The organism is Candidatus Harpocratesius sp., from assembly GCF_054039255.1.
The window spans coordinates 148,473-167,443 of sequence record NZ_JBPLBG010000071.1; the positions used below are offsets into that span (position 1 = coordinate 148,473).

Annotated in this window: 14 protein-coding genes and 1 tRNA gene; 6 read left to right on the forward strand and 9 right to left on the reverse strand. The window is 30.9% G+C overall.

The genetic code is table 11. The features are described from left to right. Positions 1 to 144: 144 nt before the first annotated feature. Together ACXLDF_RS15920 and ACXLDF_RS15925 are read right to left on the reverse strand one after the other, a co-directional pair. The gene (locus tag ACXLDF_RS15920) at positions 145 to 3,429 is read right to left on the reverse strand and encodes a site-specific DNA-methyltransferase (protein ID WP_457559537.1); all 3,285 of its coding nucleotides are present in this window, start codon (positions 3,427 to 3,429) and stop codon (positions 145 to 147) included. A 603-nt stretch (positions 3,430 to 4,032) separates the two neighbouring features. Continuing rightward, a complete protein-coding gene (locus ACXLDF_RS15925) occupies positions 4,033 to 5,346 on the reverse strand; it encodes a 4Fe-4S dicluster domain-containing protein (RefSeq protein ID WP_457559538.1) in 1,314 nt (437 codons plus the stop codon). A gap of 75 nt (positions 5,347 to 5,421) precedes the next feature. Between ACXLDF_RS15925 and ACXLDF_RS15930 the strand changes: the two genes are divergently transcribed. Then, positions 5,422 to 5,601: an HAD hydrolase family protein gene (locus ACXLDF_RS15930; RefSeq protein ID WP_457559539.1), complete on the forward strand. Its 180-nt coding sequence runs from the start codon at positions 5,422 to 5,424 to the stop codon at positions 5,599 to 5,601. A gap of 83 nt (positions 5,602 to 5,684) precedes the next feature. Here ACXLDF_RS15930 and ACXLDF_RS15935 read toward each other — a convergent pair whose 3' ends face one another. The 4 genes from ACXLDF_RS15935 to ACXLDF_RS15950 form a co-directional block, all read right to left on the reverse strand. Next, the gene (locus ACXLDF_RS15935; protein ID WP_457559540.1) at positions 5,685 to 5,873 is read right to left on the reverse strand and encodes a hypothetical protein; all 189 of its coding nucleotides are present in this window, start codon (positions 5,871 to 5,873) and stop codon (positions 5,685 to 5,687) included. Positions 5,874 to 6,027: 154 nt separating this feature from the next. Next, entirely contained in the window at positions 6,028 to 7,815 is a 1,788-nt protein-coding gene (locus tag ACXLDF_RS15940) for a winged helix-turn-helix transcriptional regulator (RefSeq protein ID WP_457559541.1), read from the reverse strand. 76 nt (positions 7,816 to 7,891) lie between these two features. Beyond that, positions 7,892 to 9,154 carry a Loki-CTERM sorting domain-containing protein gene (locus ACXLDF_RS15945; RefSeq protein WP_457559542.1) on the reverse strand — a complete coding sequence of 421 codons (1,263 nt, stop codon included), beginning with the start codon at positions 9,152 to 9,154 and terminating at the stop codon, positions 7,892 to 7,894. A gap of 192 nt (positions 9,155 to 9,346) precedes the next feature. After that, on the reverse strand, positions 9,347 to 10,336 hold the full coding sequence (locus ACXLDF_RS15950; RefSeq protein ID WP_457559543.1) for an EamA family transporter: 990 nt from the start codon (positions 10,334 to 10,336) through the stop codon (positions 9,347 to 9,349). 245 nt (positions 10,337 to 10,581) lie between these two features. On the opposite strand from ACXLDF_RS15950, the gene ACXLDF_RS15955 reads away from it, so the two are divergent. Beyond that, on the forward strand, positions 10,582 to 11,130 hold the full coding sequence (locus ACXLDF_RS15955; RefSeq protein ID WP_457559544.1) for a hypothetical protein: 549 nt from the start codon (positions 10,582 to 10,584) through the stop codon (positions 11,128 to 11,130). 387 nt (positions 11,131 to 11,517) lie between these two features. Here the strand turns inward: ACXLDF_RS15955 and ACXLDF_RS15960 are convergent. Beyond that, positions 11,518 to 11,669 (reverse strand) — tRNA-Phe (locus ACXLDF_RS15960). 547 nt (positions 11,670 to 12,216) lie between these two features. Next, complete coding sequence (locus tag ACXLDF_RS15965) at positions 12,217 to 13,938, reverse strand: acyl-CoA dehydrogenase family protein (protein WP_457559545.1); 1,722 nt, start codon at positions 13,936 to 13,938, stop codon at positions 12,217 to 12,219. 224 nt (positions 13,939 to 14,162) lie between these two features. Here ACXLDF_RS15965 and ACXLDF_RS15970 point away from each other — a divergent pair, with 224 nt between their 5' ends. From ACXLDF_RS15970 to ACXLDF_RS15980, 3 genes are all read left to right on the forward strand, one after another. Next, the gene (locus ACXLDF_RS15970) at positions 14,163 to 14,585 is read left to right on the forward strand and encodes a hypothetical protein (protein WP_457559546.1); all 423 of its coding nucleotides are present in this window, start codon (positions 14,163 to 14,165) and stop codon (positions 14,583 to 14,585) included. Positions 14,586 to 14,691: 106 nt separating this feature from the next. After that, a complete protein-coding gene (locus tag ACXLDF_RS15975; RefSeq protein ID WP_457559547.1) occupies positions 14,692 to 15,477 on the forward strand; it encodes a hypothetical protein in 786 nt (261 codons plus the stop codon). Positions 15,478 to 16,011: 534 nt separating this feature from the next. Next, complete coding sequence (locus ACXLDF_RS15980) at positions 16,012 to 16,593, forward strand: 3'-5' exonuclease (protein ID WP_457559548.1); 582 nt, start codon at positions 16,012 to 16,014, stop codon at positions 16,591 to 16,593. 437 nt (positions 16,594 to 17,030) lie between these two features. Here ACXLDF_RS15980 and ACXLDF_RS15985 read toward each other — a convergent pair whose 3' ends face one another. Then, a complete protein-coding gene (locus ACXLDF_RS15985) occupies positions 17,031 to 17,945 on the reverse strand; it encodes a 2-oxo acid dehydrogenase subunit E2 (RefSeq protein WP_457559549.1) in 915 nt (304 codons plus the stop codon). 218 nt (positions 17,946 to 18,163) lie between these two features. Between ACXLDF_RS15985 and ACXLDF_RS15990 the strand changes: the two genes are divergently transcribed. Next, positions 18,164 to 18,967, forward strand: a complete 804-nt coding sequence (locus ACXLDF_RS15990; protein ID WP_457559550.1) for an SPFH domain-containing protein — start codon at positions 18,164 to 18,166, stop codon at positions 18,965 to 18,967. Positions 18,968 to 18,971: the final 4 nt, after the last annotated feature.

Below are 18,971 nucleotides of genomic sequence, written 5' to 3' on the forward strand. Positions count from 1 at the left end.
TCGGAAAAAACAGAGGAAAAAAGAGTGAAATAAAAATAGAATGCAAAGAATAAAAAAAACAATTGGGTAAATGATTGAAAAATCAAGAGAGTAAAAAGAATAGGAAATTGTCACAATACGATAAAAAGATTAAAGAAAGAAAAATCAAAATATATCAGGATTTACTTTTTGTGCATTAATAAAAACTTCTTTACAGGAATATTTAGCAATATTCTTCTTTAGAAAGGTTTTTTCCTGATTATGATCGATTGAGTCTGCTTTACTATACCAAATAATTAATATTCGTTTTTCTGCTTTTATTCCAAGAATGAACAAATATTCTACGCCATGATGCTCGTGCCATTGATAAGAATCAATTTGAATGGAGTATAAATAATTAAAAGTTTCAATCAAATCAACATTAACTGATTTTATTCCTGTATCTGATTGAATATTATATATACTTCGAAAAGGATTAGGAACAGGAAGATTACTTAACATATATGGATAGTTTTTGATGAAATCATTAAGATTTAATAAATTTAGATTTGAAAATGATATATTTTCGAAAGTATCTTCAAATTGTTCGAGAATGTGATATTTTATTATAATTGATTTCGGTTTTGATTCTTCAGCATTAATAATATGTCTTTTTTCGACAAAATTAGTTGTAGAATTACCACCTTTAAGATCGATGAATTTTGGCTTTCCTGCGCGCCAATCAGGAGAAAAAATAAATTTAATTAATCTGGGTTTTAAAACAGATTCAAAATAAGAACTTTTCTCAATTAAAATGAATTTTCGATGACTTTTCGAACTTTGATTCAATTCTAAAACAGCTTGTCCTGTTGTTCCTGAACCAGCAAAAAAATCTAATATCCATGAATTTTCAGCCGATCCCAACTCAATAAATCGTTTGATTAAGTCGGTAGGTTTTGGATTAGAAAAAACAATTTTTCCAAACATTTGTTTGAGATCTGTAGTTGCTTTAGTTGTTGTTGGCAAATCTGTCCATAATGTATTTGTTACTCTACCACGATTCATGGCTTCAAATTGATATCGTTTTCTTTGAGGTCCAGCTTCTCCTGATTTACCAAAAACAATTCTCCCTTCATTTAGCAATTTTTGAAAGGTATTATAATCATTCTTCCAACTGCAACCAGGATTTGGATAGTATTCTTTACCTGTCTTTGGATTTCTAATCACATATTGTTGATTTGGTCGCCAACCACCTACTTGAAAAGGGTCAGCTTTCCATGGTCCTTTAGGATCATTATCAGGATTAGCAAATCCCTTACCAGATTCTGGAAGACGAAATTCATTACGGTGACTGCGATAATAGGAAATATTTTTCGAAAAAATAAGATTATGAGTATGGGCTTGGGAGATTAGAGCAGTATTGGTCATGGATTTAGTCGAGTGCCACAATATGTCTGCGATAAAATTGTGTTCTCCAAAAACTTGATTAGATAATAATCGGAAATAGTGGGTTTCATGATCATCTAAGCTTGTAATTAGTAATCCTCGTTCAGAAAGTAAGGGGTAAAGTTCAATAAGGCTTGATTGCATTAAACTTAGCCAATAACTATGAAGAAATCCATCATGATAAGAAAAAGTGGTATTTCCAGTATTGTAAGGAGGATCAATATAACATAAGTCGATATTATTCCGATACTTATGAAGCAAATTTCGTAATGCTTGATAATTATCAGATTGGAACAAAATTCCTATTGTTTTTTCATCAATATTAGAAATTGAAGCGATTATTTGATTACGAAATTTCTTAGGAAAAAATTTAGTATCGATCATCAAATTAGGAAAAGTTTTTTTGAATTTCTCACAGAATTCAATAAGATTTGAACTTTCTTTCATTTTATAATCCTCTTTAGTGATAAAAGAAGAGAATTCTTTCAAGCTTAAAGATCGACCAAAAAAATGTTTATTTTTTATTATCTGAATTAAATTGAAATCTAAATGTTCTTTCCACCACTCTGTTTGTTTTTTATTTAAAAGAATCTCAGGAATATAATGTGTAGGAACCAAATCAAGAGTCAAACAATAATCAGTTTTCAAAACCAATTTCGGTTTTTCCCAAATATCCTTAAGTATTTCTTCAAAATTAGCTAAATGATTAATTAATTGAAGAGAAAATTTCGTAAAAAAATAACTACGAGTACGAATTTTCATCATTCTTGCAGTAAAAACATCAGAAAACTCAACAGCAAACTTATCACTAAATATATCTATTAATTTATCATTAAACTTATCAGTAGATTTAGTAGGAGAATTATTTATGATTTTATCGACAAATTCATTTGTGCGTTCATTTGGGAATTCATTTGGGAATTCATTAGTAAAATCATTTGAAAAAATGTCTATATAAGAAGAAGATAGAGAGTGAAGAGAGGGAAGAGAGTGAAAAGAGCAAAATGAAGGAAAAGGAAAAAAAGAAGAAAAAGAAGAAAAAGAAGAAAAATGCAAATCTTTGATGAATTTTTCAAGCTCTTTTATTAAAAAAGATCGTAAATCTCGATGGATTAGAAATTCTTCCCCTTTGTATTGGCAGAATTGTCTAAAATGCCATTCGATTGTAGAAATCATCTTCGTTTTTTTTTTAATTTTTTTTAATTTTGTTTTTTGATTTGATTCATTAGCCGACTTTCGCACTTTTTGAGCATATTCTTCAGAGAGTAATGGTTTGTAAGGATCTAAGAGATTTTGAGTAATTAATTCTTGATAACTAGAAATAAAGTGTTGAATTTGCTCCAAATTATCTTGAAATATATGAATAGACGAAACTCGAGTTAATTTTCTTTTCTTTTTTAATGAATGATATTCTTCAGAAGATAGGGGTCTATAATCAAATTGAAATTTAAGATTTGAGGTATTATTATCCCATGTAGAATCCTTTAACAGAAAATATGGCTGATGAATCCCTTTTTGTTTGCTTTCTTGCATTCTTTCTAAAGCTTGGTTACAAATAAATTCTACTTGGATATGGTGACTTGAAAATTGATACCGAATTTGGTGATCTCTGGGTTTAACATAGTATTGATCTTCAGTTGCCCACCATAATCTGGTATCTTCTTGTGATTTTACGTCTAAATTGAGTTTTTGGGGGATAAATCTTCCATTATTATAATAACGCTCGAAAAAATTAATCAGATCTCCAATAATCTGTTCAATAATCTCTTCTTCATCAATTAGATATTTTTGAAAGGAGAGTTTTCTATTCCAATAATGAATATCTTCAGCCAAAGAAGGAAGGATATCTTGAGAAATGATTTTTGATAGTTCTTTGGATCGAAAATTGAGAAATTGATGAATACCCCCTTTAAAATTTGAAAGATCTCCTGTCAGAATCTGTTGTAATTGAATGATCAGGTTCTTTTCTCTTGCAATGAAATCCTCTTTAAATTTGTTTTTCAAGGGTATATTGCTTTTCTTCATTTTTTCTCTCAATAATTAATAGTTCCATAGTGTTTTTATAATAATTTATGGAAAGTATATCAATAATTATTTATATATGAAAGTAAAAGAGGTGCGTTTCAATAAAGATTAAAAGAGAAAATACCCTAATAATGTTGAGGTACTGTAAAAATCGGGTATCATGTTCTTCTCGAAAGGTATTTCGCAAGCTAATATTGCTAATTTTATAGCAAATGCTCGTTATATCATACATTCGAGTCACTCTCCCCATTATTTCAATTTTTTTTTTACAATTGATTTTCATTTTTTTTAACAGATTTTATTTCTGGTATCATTTGTATTTTTTATTAAAAGAATGGATTCAATTAAATATTGATTTGAAATCTGCCTCTCTTCTTCTTTAATCTAAGATATTTTAATCTAAAATAAAAAAAAAGTGAAAGATCATTCAAGAATTTCTAATTAAAAATTAAAAAAAACTGAAAGGAAAAAGAATTTTTGAGTTTTGTGGATTTTAGTACTATTTGAGATTACAAAAATTCGAATATTAATCGAATCTTCGTATTTGATGCTAATTTTAATTATTATTAAACCCAAATCGACACTATCAAGAGAATTAACAATTTAGGTCAATTCAGGGTGATCATATTTAGCCAAATCAAATCCATCCAAGTCATCTTTGGATATTTTTTGATACATCTTCACCATCGCTTTAATATATCGGGATTTTAACTGTTTTTCCACCATTGAGCGCTTTACTGGCTTGAGTTTAAAGATGAATTTAAGAAATCGATTCAAAATTTGATTCGACACTGACGAAAAATTATCACAAATCAAATTTTGTAAAGTCCCTGTTTGAATAGCTTCCAAAATCACCCGTTCAAAGGAATCCTTAGGGACAAATTGCAATTTTTCTCGGCGATCTAACTGGATTGCCTCACTGTTACAAAATCGCGTGCAAACACCACACCCAATACACCGATCTAAATCAACCACTGCAATATTAGTGCTTGAATCAAGAGAAACAGCATCAACTGGACATTTTTCTTCACACACACCGCACCCAATACATGAAGAGTCATCTACTTTAGCATAGAAATTCGTACATATATTTTGTGAATAACCAAACCGCTTATACCCGAGTAACGCCTCACAACAGCAACCGCAGCAATTGCAAATCCAACTAACGCCTTCTTGTGTATTATCACCAATTTGAACTAAGCCTAAATCCCGAACACGCTTCAAAATTTCCATAGCTTCCTCTTTCGTGATTTCTCGGGCAATACCATGTTTGGCTAAGGATTCTGCTGCACTATTGAAAGTGAGACACACATCCAGCGGCATATGTTGTGGACAAGGTTTACCTATATGTTCCATTTTATGACGGCAGTAGCATGTGCCAACTGTAATACATGTTGCAGTTTGAATAATATGAGAAGCCCGTTCATAATCCAGAACCTCAGATTTATACTGTTCTGGAATGGCATCTTCGTTTACCAAACACCTATCAATTGCAGGTTCCAATGCCCATAGCATTTTTCCAAATTCTTCTTCAACATTAAGATATTGATAATATAACTCTGAAAGAATTTTTCGATCAAATTTACCATCAGTGCGCATTAACGAAAATTCGATGAATCCTGCCATCGGAGGGGCTAAACTAAATGTTCGCACACCATTACTTTCAAGATCAATAAGGATTCCTTTATCAGCCAATGTATTCAAAATAGTTTCAGTTTCTTGTTCGGATTTTTTCCAAATTTTCGCAATCCGGGAAACGGAACACCCCTTTACAGGAATTAAGGAGAGTAAACCAGCCTCTTCTTCCGACAATAGTATTTCGAGAAATTTAAATAAAGTTTCTGTGGCTGGGGCCCCTTGCGGCATTTTATTCAATCGCTTTTGAAAATCATCATACTTTCCGTGTATATGACCCATTAGTAATCTAAAATAAATTCCAAAAAAAAATTACCGTTTGAAAATTGGAAATTTTTAAGTGTGAAAAAGTAATTAGTGCGAATAAGTTTTGAGGATCACACCAACGATATCCTGATGTTTGAGATTGCTGATGAATCATATACAGTTCAAAATGCAATTCCAGCAGCAAAAAAAATCGCAATAGGGATCATCGCAGCGAATACTAAAGATGGCGTAGCAAATTTCTTCAAGCAGCGAAATATGAAATTTATCTAGCTTATTTAAATTAATTAAATCAAATAATTCAATTAAAATAAAGAAACTTATTCGCACCAAATAAATCATATAAATCACATAAATCATTCAGAATAAAGCAAAATAAGTCTTTTTTCCAGTTCTTTTAGAAAACTCGCCTTTTCTTCATCAATTTTTGATGTAGATACTTGTGAATTATTCTTTCTCTTCTTGGTTGTTTGTTTACTTGATTTGTTTTTTGAAATCTGATCTAACAAGAAAAATAATTCTTTACTTTGCTCAGATGTTTTCATTTTTCTCTCCTCTGACTAAAATTCTTGAGAATACCTATGAAATAAATCTTTATAGAGTTATTTAAAGAGATTGATAGATTTTTCACCCTATTTTTTAGAGATTAGAAAAAGAAACAAAAAAATTCTTATTAATAATCATTAGCAAGTAGAATTCTTATTCATAGGAAAAAGCATGAATCTTTTTCCCCTTTTTTTCTAACCGGATTAATTTCGCTTCCACCAATTTGTCTAAATGGTATTTAATGGTTTTTCGGTCGAGTTCCATGCGGGTGGCGATTCGTTTTTGAATGATCCCTGGATTTTCTGAAATGATTTCAAATATTTGAAGTGTTTTTTTACTTTTTGCGATTTTCGGATTAAAATTCGCAAATGGATTCTTTTCTAAGTAAGGAAAATACACAAGATAATTGCTAACTCTAAGTTTGTAAATCACTTTATATGATTCTAATATATCCAAATGCCACACCAAGTTGCTGGATGAAGTTTTTACTTGCCTTAATAACTCACTATAATGGATACCCGGCTCTTCGATAATAAGATCAATAATCTTACTTCTAAACTCGTTCTCTAACACTTGTTCTATTGTTAACCTGTGAGGATAAGTATTCATGAGGAGAAAGCGATTAGCTAAATAATTTCGATATTGTTCTTTAGTCATGGTGAACACAAATACGATTACTATAATTCCCCCTATAATGAGCACGTAGAATAGCGGATCGTTGAAAATATTATATGGGATGATTGTAGATGGCTTGATTATAATTCCTAGCACTCCCACCTTTGGATCGTGAAAAATAACTTCCCCTTGAGGATAATTCAGAAATAAAATGGAATCTTCTTCATCAAAACTAATCGTTACATTTTCTTCTATACCGTCGGCAATTACAGTGTTTTTCCAGCTAAACATTCCTGCAGTCTCGGTATTATTTATAAATAAACCTTCTTCATTTTGGGCATAACCTTCTCTTTCATCTTCAGTTTCATCCTCAAATTCATATTTTTCTTCAGATTTAATTGCAGTTGAAAGAGCAATCCGAGAAGAATTTGAAATAAATGGAAAATGGAGAATCTGAATATCAAACTTCATTTGGGCAGGAGTGATTATATTTCCTTCAATAGGTTCAAATTCTTCTACAATATAGAAGCGTAAACTAAACACACCATCGATAGTAATCAGTTCCAAGATATTTATAGTTGAATTGGTTTGTGTAGTAATGATAGAATGAGAAAAATCTTGAAAATTCTCTAATTGATATATTTGAAAAATTTTATCTTCCCCAATATCATATACATCATTTTGATTTACATCTTGATATTCAATTAACGACGAAAAGAGGATTTCGAACTTTATATCGATCTTTTGCGAATTAACTTCAGATGAATATTTCATTTCTAAATCAACACCTTCATCTTCAATCTTTATTCTGAATTCAATTTTATCTTTAGATTTATCAATTTTCCTGACTGATTTGATGCTAGCTTCATCAGAAGATACTTCAATCTCCAATTCTCGTTCATTTTCATACTCTTTTTCATCATCGATCTCATCACCATCTTTGTCTTCTTGTTCCTTATTATCATTAGAATCATTTGAATATTCATGATCTTCTGTTTCTTCATCGTCTTCAGGGTTTTCAGGATCTTCTGGATCTTCAGGGTTTTCAGGATCTTCTGGATCTTCTGGATCTTCAGGATCTTCAGGGTCTTCAGGGTCTTCGGGGTCTTCGGGGTCTTCAGTATCTTCGAAATCTTCAGACCTTTTAAGGTCTTCAAATTCTTGGCAATAATCCAGATCAACCATCTTGACAAAATTTTCAGATTCTGTAAATATTTCTTTTTGTTTAAGTGAACTTGCGGCAACATTCCAAATAAAACTATTTGAAAAAAACACAATCATGAAAATTAATCCCAGAATTTTTCGACGATTTCGCACAAGTGTCATAAATGAACCCCATTTTGATAAATAAATTAAAAAAGGAAAGAAAAGCCTTTTATAAAAAATCATCGCCTCTTAATTATTATCGTTTTCTTTTTAATATTAGAGTAATAACGGCCATACTTGCAACACCAAGCAGAACCCAAGCAGAATATCCAGGAATACTTGAGAGAAAATCAGAATTTGTTCCAGTTGGTAGATTTTGTATAACCGGTTCTGTCAATAAGCCTTTTACACCCATTTTTGGATCATGATATATGTTTATCCCTTGAGGATAGTTGAAATACATTTTTTCTTTCGTGGAATCTTCATCATCTTTTGAAATAGAACTTACCAATACATTTTGAGTCACATTATCAATTAATGCATATTCCGCCCAAGAAAATGCCGCAGCGAAGCCATTCATCATACTCGAAATCCCTGCTTCTTGGCTAGCAAAACCGTATACTTCATCTTCTGTTTCATTTTCTTCTTCGTATTCATACTCGGATTCCAATTTGGTATAGACTGCTAAACGGGAAGTATTTTCTATAAAGGGGAAATTATTTATCTCAAGATCAATTTTTACTTGAGTCGGAGTGATTGTAGTGGATTCTACATTCATAAATTCTCCTGCAGCAAATAGATGGATTGTAAAAATATTATCTAAAGTACTGATTTTGATATAATGTAATATTGAACTATCATTTTGAACAATTGGAGTATATTCAGGGCTTTTAAAAGTGTCAATATTATATTCTTGAACAGTGGTATCATTCTCTTTATTAAAGATCTTATCCCCATCATTATCAAGATATTCGATTATTCTTTTGAAAGCTACTTTAAAATTTACTTCTAGTTCGCTTTCAACCGAATTATTTTCAAATTCGGATTCAAATTCTAATTTTAAAGAAATACCATCATCCCATTTAATCTTGATCTCAAATTTATTTTGAGTATTATTACTTTCCTTAGATGATTCTAGTTTAATTTCATTATTAAATACTTCAACTTTGACTTCGCGTTTATTTTCATTTTCATACTCATCATCGATATCATCTTTATCTTCATCTTTTTCTTCATCTACTTCTTCATTTTCCCCTTCTTCTCCTTCTGAATCATCCACGGTATCTTCATCATCTGAATCGTCGTTCGGATCATCATCTGTATTCTCTATTTTATAATTATCATCGTTTTCTTCAACTGAACTCATACTTATATCAGTTTGAATCTTATCCATTTCATCTAATTTGATAATTTCTACTGATCTGGTTTCCGATAAAGCCAAAGCTAATTGTCCTGTTGTTATCGCTACAGAAAGAAAAAGCGATACTATTAAAACAATACTAATTTCTTTTTTTTTCATATTATTCACCATGTGAATCTAAGAGAATAATCTTTTATGACATATATAAGCAAGTTGGGGGTTTTTTCCCCCTATAAGCAGAAAAAAAATAATATTGTTCAGTTTTTTTTTCCAAGACTAATCTACACTTATTTACTGTAAAGATCTTAAATTCTATATAAAAGTGAAATAGTTGATTCACATAAGCCAATATCATTTAGCATTGTGATTTCCGCGCCAAATTAAACAATAAAGAGCAACAATTACTACGATCATGCCCACAATTTGATATGTATGGGGTTGTTCCTGCAAAAAGAGCATAGCTAACAGCATAGTTAAGATGGGTGTTGGTGTGGTAATGGTACTCGCTACAGAAACATTTACATGCTTAACTGCATAAAACCAGTTCACTAATTCAAGGTAGTAAATCAAACCCATAAAAAAGGCGTATTTTTGGAAAGAAAAATTAAATAATCCAGAAAATACAACGTAAGAAGGTTCAATAATAATAGATAAAATGAAAAGAATTAAACTAGAGAGGAAGACTCTGAAAAATGTAACTTGATTCGGCGTTATTGGCGATTGATCCATCATATTTTTTATCATTACATGAGCAACACTCCATAATAGTGGAGTAATTAGCGCAATACCAAACCAAATAGAAAAATTATGAATAACGAAAGTACCTTCTGTCCCAATATAGTAAATTCCAACAATTATCAAACACGTGAAGATAAGTTCATCTACAGGTTTTGGCTTTTTTAAAAAAATGGTCTCCCATAATATAGAAAATAGAGGATAGGTTTGAAGTGCAATAGCAGCATTAACAGTACCTGCATGTTCAAATGAAAATACATAAAAAAAGGTTGAGATGGAGAAAATTATTCCTGAAATTAACATAACTAGGTAGGATTTTGATCGAACTCTAGATGAAATATTTGGAAGAAAAATACCTTTGCTTTGAGATTTTAATTCATAAATAAACAAAGGTAGAGAGCATAAAAGTTCCCATATTGAAAGATAAAGAGCATAACTTAACGCAGAAAGATTGTTAGGTCGACTATTAGAAATGATAGGAAGGATTCCCAATAAAAAGAGAGAAATAAAAGATAAAGTAATTCCTTTTACTCGATTTGATTGAAATGTGGGAATTTGATCCCTAAGATCATCCAATATTTGAACAGAATCTGGCTTTTGCCCCATATTTTTTACATCAAACACCATAAATATAAATTTTGGCTTTTTTGAAGAAAAAAATAAATTATTTCATAAGTTTTTCTTAAAAAAAATCTAAAAAGTATTAAAAACTAATTTACACTCGGAACAGAAAAGAAATCTTCAAAAAACTCGAATGATCCTTATGATTCATATGGAGAAATGACTTTAACTTTACCAAAGTTATTAAACTTTGATCCTCAAGCGAAAATTAGGATTAGTTCATAATTTCAGTGGATGTTGATTTTAATGGAAAAAAAATTTATCAATGGACGAATAAGGATAAAATACTTTATGCACTCGCGCTATTTCAATTTTTACTTGCATTTTTTGGCGCTACATTGATACTCGCAAAAATTTCAATATTTTTGGTACTGATTTATCTTGGTTTTTATATCTTAGGCAATTTTTTTCAAGCCGGGGCTTGCACTGGTTGCCCTTATAAAGGAAAATACTGCCCACCAATATTTGGTGTTTATTTAGGAAATATCCTCTCTCGATTTTTATATAAGCATAAGGAATTTAATGCCAAATTTATTCATAAACAAGGCAAAATCGCAGAATATATTCTTTATTTAGTATTTCTATTTCCTGTGTATTGGTTATTTACAACAAAATGGTATTTAACAATTATCTATTTTCTCCTTTTATTACTACACCTTATGCTTTTTATGCCGACTCAATGTGAAAAATGCAGTTATAACGAAAGATGTCCAGGAGGAATTACATGGAATTCATGTAAATCTTTGTTATTTCAAAAGAAACTTATTCGCACCATTTAAGAGTATGTAGATTAATTTAAAACTTAAATTAAAATGTACCTTTCTTTTAGAATTTTCATGCAATTAATAGAGGTTATAGCATAATACGAAAAAAGAAAATAAAAGAATTTCTGAAAATCTTGCGCAGAGTTCCCCAAAACCCCAAATTCATACCAATTTCAATTTCATCGAATTACTGTTTGACAAAAAAAAATCGAAATGCATCAAATGTACAGAGAAAAAGATCGAAATAGGATATTATTACCAGATTTCAGGTGCTCTAAAATACTAACAATAAGTTGAATAAAAGGAGTGCAAATAAGTTTTTAAGTCAGTACGAATCAGTATGAATAAATTCTGTGAAATTTTGATTATTATAAAAATCGCTAAAAAATGAATGTATAATGATGCCTCGGGTCGGATTTGAACCAACGATGCCTGGATGAGTGCAAATTGCGAGAGATTTGCAAAAACAATCCTTTTTCGACAATTTTCTTCAGTCCAGTGCCTTCGGAAGAGATTCTTGATGAATTCCCCTTCCCGGGCTAGGCCACCGAGGCAACAATTCTGCACCGCTTTATTTTTCTAATTACGGTGCTAATGTAAAAAAAGGGGCATGATATTTAAAATTTATAGATTGATTCTTGATTTTGAATTACCTTATAATTATTCATAGAGTGCGAATAAGTTTTGATCACTTGAAATAAATTGTAATATTAATTTATTCCAAATAATTAATCAATATATAATAAAATCTGGTAATTTTGATATTGGAAGATGTAGACTTAAGAGGCAGTGTAGAAAGTTTCAAAACTCTATGGCAAACTAATTTACGCTGAATTTACGATGACATCAGATTTTGCCTGATTAATTAATTTATATTGAAATTCTAATTAGAAATAAGTATGAACTTTGATTTTTTCGAAGATTGGTTTTTAAAATCATAAATATGGCTCATTAATAAGGTGAAATACTGTGACATTATTAAGAAGCTAATCTACACCAAGTAACTTTCATTAACTTTAAAAAAAAAGCTAAAAAACTAATTTACACAGGTTTTATAGTGTAAATTAGTTTTATAGTGATCAAATATTCTTTTTTTATGGATTATGGATTCATTTCATACAAGTCTTTCAACACCAGCACTTGTTTTTCCCATACTCTTTTAAATCGTTCTTGATTGGATTTTGGACGACTGAGCATTCGCTTGCAGAACCAGGTTTGTTTCCATGTACATTGAGGTTTTGATTGCAAAACCAATGCATATTTGGCAAAATCCCGAATCAGAATGTCAAATATTTCTTCTATTAAATCAGTGTCTATATTGTAATATTTTACATTTTCAAGAATAAGTTGCCCGTAGATTACCAAAGTGAATAATTTTCCTAAATTTAGCAAAAAATCAAAATCTTTTGCTTGGTTCTTCGAAGGTGGAGCAACAATCAACAACATCTTCAGCCATTTAATATTTTGCTTAAAGCGATTGACATTGGGGAGATTGAATTGATTGTATACCTTCCGATAATCGTGAAATCTTATTTTACCTAGATTTTTTGCAGGTGGCTGTTCAAAGAGAAAATCATCATTCTTTGCTTCAGATATTTGGGGAATTTCATCATATTCAGCATGGTTAAAGAAGTAGTTCTTCATGAATTTTAATACAAGTGCCATATTGACATGAACAGTGCCTTCTAACTTGGGTAATGCTCGAATATCTCGAGTTGCTAGGGAAAAGTAAGTACTCTTCTCAAAACCTTTTGCAGCAATGATATCCCATAATAAATCGATTACTTCTTCACCTTGTAATGTTACCCACATCTTGACCATTGGATTGTATAGGAGGTAGCGTCGATCTTTGGTATTAGCGGCACGGAAATAATCAGCAGCGCGTAAAGCAAATAATTTCATAGCGATCAATCGACAATAAGCTTCCACAAAAAAGGATTGAATGTGAGGAAACTCAGTTACAGCCTTTCCATATAAGATACGGTGGCTGGCATGATTGATTGCTTCATAAAAGGCATGAGTTGCAATTCCAATTGATGCAAATCCAAGATTGAACTTTCCAATATTTACAGTATTTAGCGCCATATCCCATGCTTCACGTCCTTTTGCTAAAATATCTTCTTCAGTTATAGGATAATCGTGAAGGCGATATTCGGCTACGTAACTACTAACAGCAACCAAATTCCGCACACATTCATATTTTGGATGATCTGTTTTTGCTACAAAAAAGGTGTAATCTCCATATTTCTCATCTTCAGGAAAAAATGGAGGTCGAGATTTGCCAAAGATTGAAACAAATGCCGCTTTATTACCGTTTCCAATATAGTATTTTGATCCTTTGGCAGTGTAGTCGTTTTCTCCATGTTTTGTCAAGATCATATCTGATGAATAAATATCGGCGCCGTGTTCTTTTTCAGAAAGGCCAAAGGCGAATATTCCCCCATCTTTCAGCAAACGTGCGGTTTCTTTTTTGACTTTTTCATTCTTACTTAAAAATATCGGCCCTAATCCAAGAATGGACACTTGCCAGGTGTACCAATAATGTAATCCATAAAATGCTAATATTTCATTAAATTCACAATTGCGCCATGTATCCCAGCGAGTTGTTCCATCACCGTATTGAGTGGGAGTGAGTAGTGTGGCGAAAATTTGATTTTCTTTTAAGAAATCCAGAAAATCTTGATACCAAACGCGATCAAAATCATCTTGAAGTAGGTGGGTTTTACCACGGTTTTCAAACCATTGGACGGTTTTTTCCATAATTTGTTTCGAAATTTCATCTGGATAGTATCGATCCATTTTATGGGGATTGAGTAATATCATAGATTTTTCTTTTGTGAAAATCCTTTAAAAAAATACTGTTAATATTTTCTAAAATACAGTAAAATATCAATTATTCACTGATCAAAGTGTTTAAATTAGTGTAGATTAGTTTAAGAGTTGAAATTTCATTTAACTTTAGTACTCCTAAATGAATTTGACACATACTACGAAAAACGAAATTTGTTAAAGAAGAGTACATTTTTTAATCATGTAATTCCATGAATATGAATAAATTCTACGGTGTGGCGAAGATAAATTCACGCGGACAGATCTGTATTCCCAAGCAAGCTCGAGAAGATTTTAGAATCATTGCAGGTGAAAATGTAGCTTTACTTATTGGAGTCCTCCCACACAGTAAAGATGCAATGATGCTTTTAAATGCAGAGAAATGGTATAAAATGCCTGAATCAGCACCGCTTAAAAATTCTAAAAATCACGAGTTTGTCGGATTGCTTAAAGTTGCTGAAAGAGGGCAGATCGTTATTCCAAAAAAAGTACGAGATACTTTAGGAATTACACAAGGATTACAAATTTTAATTTTATCTCATGAAAAGACTCAGAGTATAGTATTAGCTCTATTAAATCAGGATGCAATTGGAAAATGGGCAGAAAATATGATTGAAGGTCCAAAAAGAAGAGAATCATAAAAAAAGTAAAACAAGATTTTTAAATGATCCATTATGGTTCATATTTGTATGAATTTCATACGAATCAAACAATGAATTATAAAAATATTAAAGAGAATGATAAACTATGGTGATGATTGAAAATGTTCCTTCAATTGTGTTTTTATGGAGTTATATGGCGATAATATGGGGAAATTTAATTCAAATTTGGATTCAAAAACCTAAAAATCCTTCTAAATCATGGAAATATTTATTTAATGCCTTTTTTTTGCTTGCATTTGGAGATATATTTCATCTTCTACCCCGAACTTATCTTTGGTATCAATATTCCATAAAAGGTCAAGCAGATATATATACTAGTTCAATGGGAGTTCTAATTTATGGTGCAGGTTTAATTATAACTGGTATTTCAATGACATTCTTTTATTTGTTATTTTATCTGTTTTGGAAGGAGACTTATTCAACAAAGGAAGAAATTGTGAATTTAAAATCTTTAGGACAAAATACTAAAACACTCGATGCAATAGCATATATTTCTGTTATTGTAAGAATAATACTGATATTGCTCCCTTGGAATCAATATGGCGCAGAACCAATATATTATTATACAATTTTTAGTTTTCGCCTGCTAACTAATTTGCCATTATATATTATTGGTATAGAGGTTTTGTATTTATTCATTAAATCATATAATCTTACCAAGAAATCAAATAGCGTTCATCCAGAAATCAATAGAGCAGTTAAAAACAGCGCAATTTGGATTATTGTTTCTTTTCTTACTTATACAGGAACCTTGTTAGGAGTGCATTTGATTCCACTACTAGGAATGCTGATGATTCCAAAAACAATCGCATATATTATTGTTTTGTATTATATGAAGAAATGTATATTACTAAATCCTGATGTTGAATGAGTGTTAAGGCAATAAAAAGTTTTAAAGAAAAAACACCATTTCAAAAGGTGGAGAATTTTTCTATAACTTTTATAAAGGAATAATTCTCCTTTTTGCTTGTTAAATGCCAATAACGATTTCAATATAGGCAAATAACATACTGGGGGAATTTTTATGAGTGATCATAATTTTTGTGGCGACTTTTTATGTTATGGGTTTTTATTTGTGATATTATTAGGAGTTATTTATCTTTTAAATCCAACCAGCACATTCTTTTCTTTTGGATAGACAAAGATAAAATTAAACTCGATTCAACTCGATTCAACTCGATTCAAATTAATTCAACTCGATTCAAATTAATTCAACTTAAATCAACTTGCAAAAAAAATTGACAAATTTACCGCAAAATCTTTTTTCTTTTTAATTCTTATTGAAATAGAATTCTAAAATTACATCTATTTTTTTCTCATAAAAATGAGTTAGAAATATAAAAATAAATGATATGATATATACTTAATAACCTAATTTAAATTATTCCCATATATACAATCATTAATGCAAAATATGCGAATTGCTGTTCTTGATATCGAAACCACTGGAAGAACACCACAAACAGGCACAATTGTTGAAATTGGTATTGCGATGATCGATTTAAGAACTCATTTTGTTACAAAATTGTTTGATTCATTATGCCGTGAACCTGAGTTTGAAATGAAATTTGAGGCAAGGATGTTGGAAGATTGTTGGATTTTTCAAAATTCTACATTAACAATTAATGATATACGAAATGCGCCTAAATGGAGCGAGGTAGCACCAAAAATTCAAAGAATTATGAATAAATTCCCTGTTACTGCATATAATAAGGCATTCGATTTTTCTTTTTTAAAAAATCGGGGAATACGTATTCCTCGAGAATTACCTTGTCCAATGATTGCAGCCACGCCTGTATTAAAACTTCCCCCTCGATTTGATGGTACGGATTACAAATGGCCAAGTGTGGAAGAATGCTGGGAATTCTTCTTTTCAAATGATCACATTTACAGTGAAATCCATCGTGCCTATGATGATGCTGTTCATGAAGCAGAAATTATTTATGAATTATTCAAGCGTGGTGCATGGAAACCAATTATTTCTTAATAAATTATCAACTCAAAGATTATCTATTTTTTAAGTTAATTAACAAACTCATGAAGTAACTTAATAAAAACTTAATCAAATAACTAAAAATCTGTTTAATTAAATGATGTTTTATCTAAAACTAATAAGTTTTCTTGTGATTGTGCGGATATTTTCAAAGCTGTTCAGATTTTCATTAAAAATATTGCATTAATTTTATATATGTGTATTTTTCCACATTTATTAGTGATTATAATGTTCAAACAATTCATTCAATTTATTCGAAATTATATTAATAATTGGATTTCCATAATGGAAGAATATCATCTGGTGTTAAATTAGATTATTACAAGATTAATAAGCCACTTCTATAAATTAGAAAAAAAATATATAAATATAGAGCAGAAAATAAAAAATGAACAATAAGGCATATAAAATTTTAATTTAATACAGCTTTTTTATTTTTTATCCCATTTTCCCAATCGTTTTTCTCGATCGATTAGAGCCAATTCACGTAAATTTTCTTCAGGAATTTCAGGAGGCTCAATTAATTTTTCTGGATTTTCGATAAAATCGGTAATTGCTTTTAAACCCAAATTGTAATACATTCCTTCACTTATTCGTTCATCAACAGTTACTCCCAATTCAACAGTATCTTGAGCCACTACTTCACCTTTCTCATTGACGACAGGCGCTTTATGGATCTTTCCGATAGTAATAAACCAACTAGAAGTCCCCCACTCAAATATATGATGATAAGGCGCCGGAAGACCCACTGATCCTAAATTTGCAAAAATCACACTTGAATAGAGTGGATCAGGTTTTGTTAAACTTTTAGGCATTCTACCAAAGAATTCAAGTATACGAAAGATTTTTACTGCCAACATAAGCAACCAGCGTGGATATTTCCCCCAATCATCAATTTCTTTTTCGGTTGCATTCCCTTTATCTGTTCGCGCTTCATAGATAAAAGCATGAACACGTTTTCGAACCGTTTCTAGTGTATCAAATGGATCAAAGTCAATTTTTGCAAATGTTTCTTTTGCATAAGCTTCAAGCTTTTTCTTAACCACAAAAGAGAATTGAAGTCGATTATGCTGCCAATATTTGCGTCCTGAAATAAATCGATTCAAATGGGGATATAATCCAAATGTACGCGCAGTAGCACATAATATTATATGGAAAAGAGTCAACCGAGTGGTTTTGTCAAAATTATGTTCTCGATTATATTTCTCAATAAAAGGCAAAGTTTTCGTTAAATTAAGTGTACATCGAAAATAACCTATAGATTCATCTCTTGTTCGCATGACATGCGGTTCTATGAGGCGAAATCTGGGCAAATTCAATGGTTTTGTTCCATCATAACGTTTCATATTAACACCATTAAATGAAAAAATTGATTATTATAATCAATTTCTCAATAAAGCATAATTAGATTTCGGTGCGAATAAATTATTTAATAGAAGTATTTAAAGAGGCACAATGATATAAAAATGATGCATTTTATCAATTAATCATTCATTGAAGGAAGGATTATTAAATAAGAGGGGTGAAAAAATTATCACTCATCCTAACCCTAACCTTCTGTTCAATGAAACGAGGTTTAATAAAAATGGCTGATGGAACAGTATTTGTTTTTATAGGAATTGTGCTTTTCTTCTTATTTTGCATCTTTCTTTCAGGATTGAAAGTTGTTGTCGAATATGAACGCTTAGTTGTCTTTCGTTTAGGGAGATATAAGAGGACTCTTGGACCAGGTTTAGTATATGTGATTCCAATACTTGAAAATGCCAGAAAAGTAGATTTACGGATAATAACTCAAGATATTCCGAGACAAGAAGTCATGACAGTGGATAATATCCCAGTATTGGCTAATACTGTCGTATATTTCAAAGTAGAAAGACCTGAAGATTCAGTAATCAAGATAGAAAACTTTATCTATGCAGTACGCCAATATACTCAAGCAGCTTTAAGGGATGTAATGGGAACTATGAATCTAGATGAAGTACTACAAAACCGAGACAAAATTGCATTAGATATTAAGAATATCGTTGACAAAGAAACAAGTGAATGGGGAATTGATATTCGAGGAATTAAAATCCAAGAAATGGAATTACCTGCAGAAATGAAGCGTGCATTTGCCCAACAAGCAGAAGCAGAACGTGATAAACGTGCAGCCATCATTAAAGCTGATGGGGAATTCATAGCAGCAAAGAAACTCGCTGAAGCCGCAGAAGTAATGGCAAAAAACCCAGGTGCTTTGCAATTACGAGCATATCAGACAATCCGAGATATTGCACAAGATCCTTCGGAGAAAATTGTAATTTTCATGCCTTCTGGCACCGGAGTTGGTCCAGCAGTTATGGATACACTAAGTAAAACGTTTAAATCATAGGAGG

Excerpts from the sequence above, each read along its gene's own strand:
- ACXLDF_RS15920 (WP_457559537.1), bottom strand. The coding sequence starts at position 3,429 with ATGAAGAAAAGCAATATACCCTTGAAAAACAAATTTAAAGAGGATTTC.
- ACXLDF_RS15925 (WP_457559538.1), bottom strand. The coding sequence starts at position 5,346 with ATGGGTCATATACACGGAAAGTATGATGATTTTCAAAAGCGATTGAAT.
- ACXLDF_RS15935 (WP_457559540.1), bottom strand. The coding sequence starts at position 5,873 with ATGAAAACATCTGAGCAAAGTAAAGAATTATTTTTCTTGTTAGATCAG.
- ACXLDF_RS15940 (WP_457559541.1), bottom strand. The coding sequence starts at position 7,815 with ATGACACTTGTGCGAAATCGTCGAAAAATTCTGGGATTAATTTTCATG.
- ACXLDF_RS15945 (WP_457559542.1), bottom strand. The coding sequence starts at position 9,154 with ATGAAAAAAAAAGAAATTAGTATTGTTTTAATAGTATCGCTTTTTCTT.
- ACXLDF_RS15950 (WP_457559543.1), bottom strand. The coding sequence starts at position 10,336 with ATGGGGCAAAAGCCAGATTCTGTTCAAATATTGGATGATCTTAGGGAT.
- ACXLDF_RS15965 (WP_457559545.1), bottom strand. The coding sequence starts at position 13,938 with ATGATATTACTCAATCCCCATAAAATGGATCGATACTATCCAGATGAA.
- ACXLDF_RS15970 (WP_457559546.1), top strand. The coding sequence starts at position 14,163 with ATGAATAAATTCTACGGTGTGGCGAAGATAAATTCACGCGGACAGATC.
- ACXLDF_RS15975 (WP_457559547.1), top strand. The coding sequence starts at position 14,692 with ATGGTGATGATTGAAAATGTTCCTTCAATTGTGTTTTTATGGAGTTAT.
- ACXLDF_RS15980 (WP_457559548.1), top strand. The coding sequence starts at position 16,012 with ATGCAAAATATGCGAATTGCTGTTCTTGATATCGAAACCACTGGAAGA.
- ACXLDF_RS15985 (WP_457559549.1), bottom strand. The coding sequence starts at position 17,945 with ATGAAACGTTATGATGGAACAAAACCATTGAATTTGCCCAGATTTCGC.
- ACXLDF_RS15990 (WP_457559550.1), top strand. The coding sequence starts at position 18,164 with ATGAAACGAGGTTTAATAAAAATGGCTGATGGAACAGTATTTGTTTTT.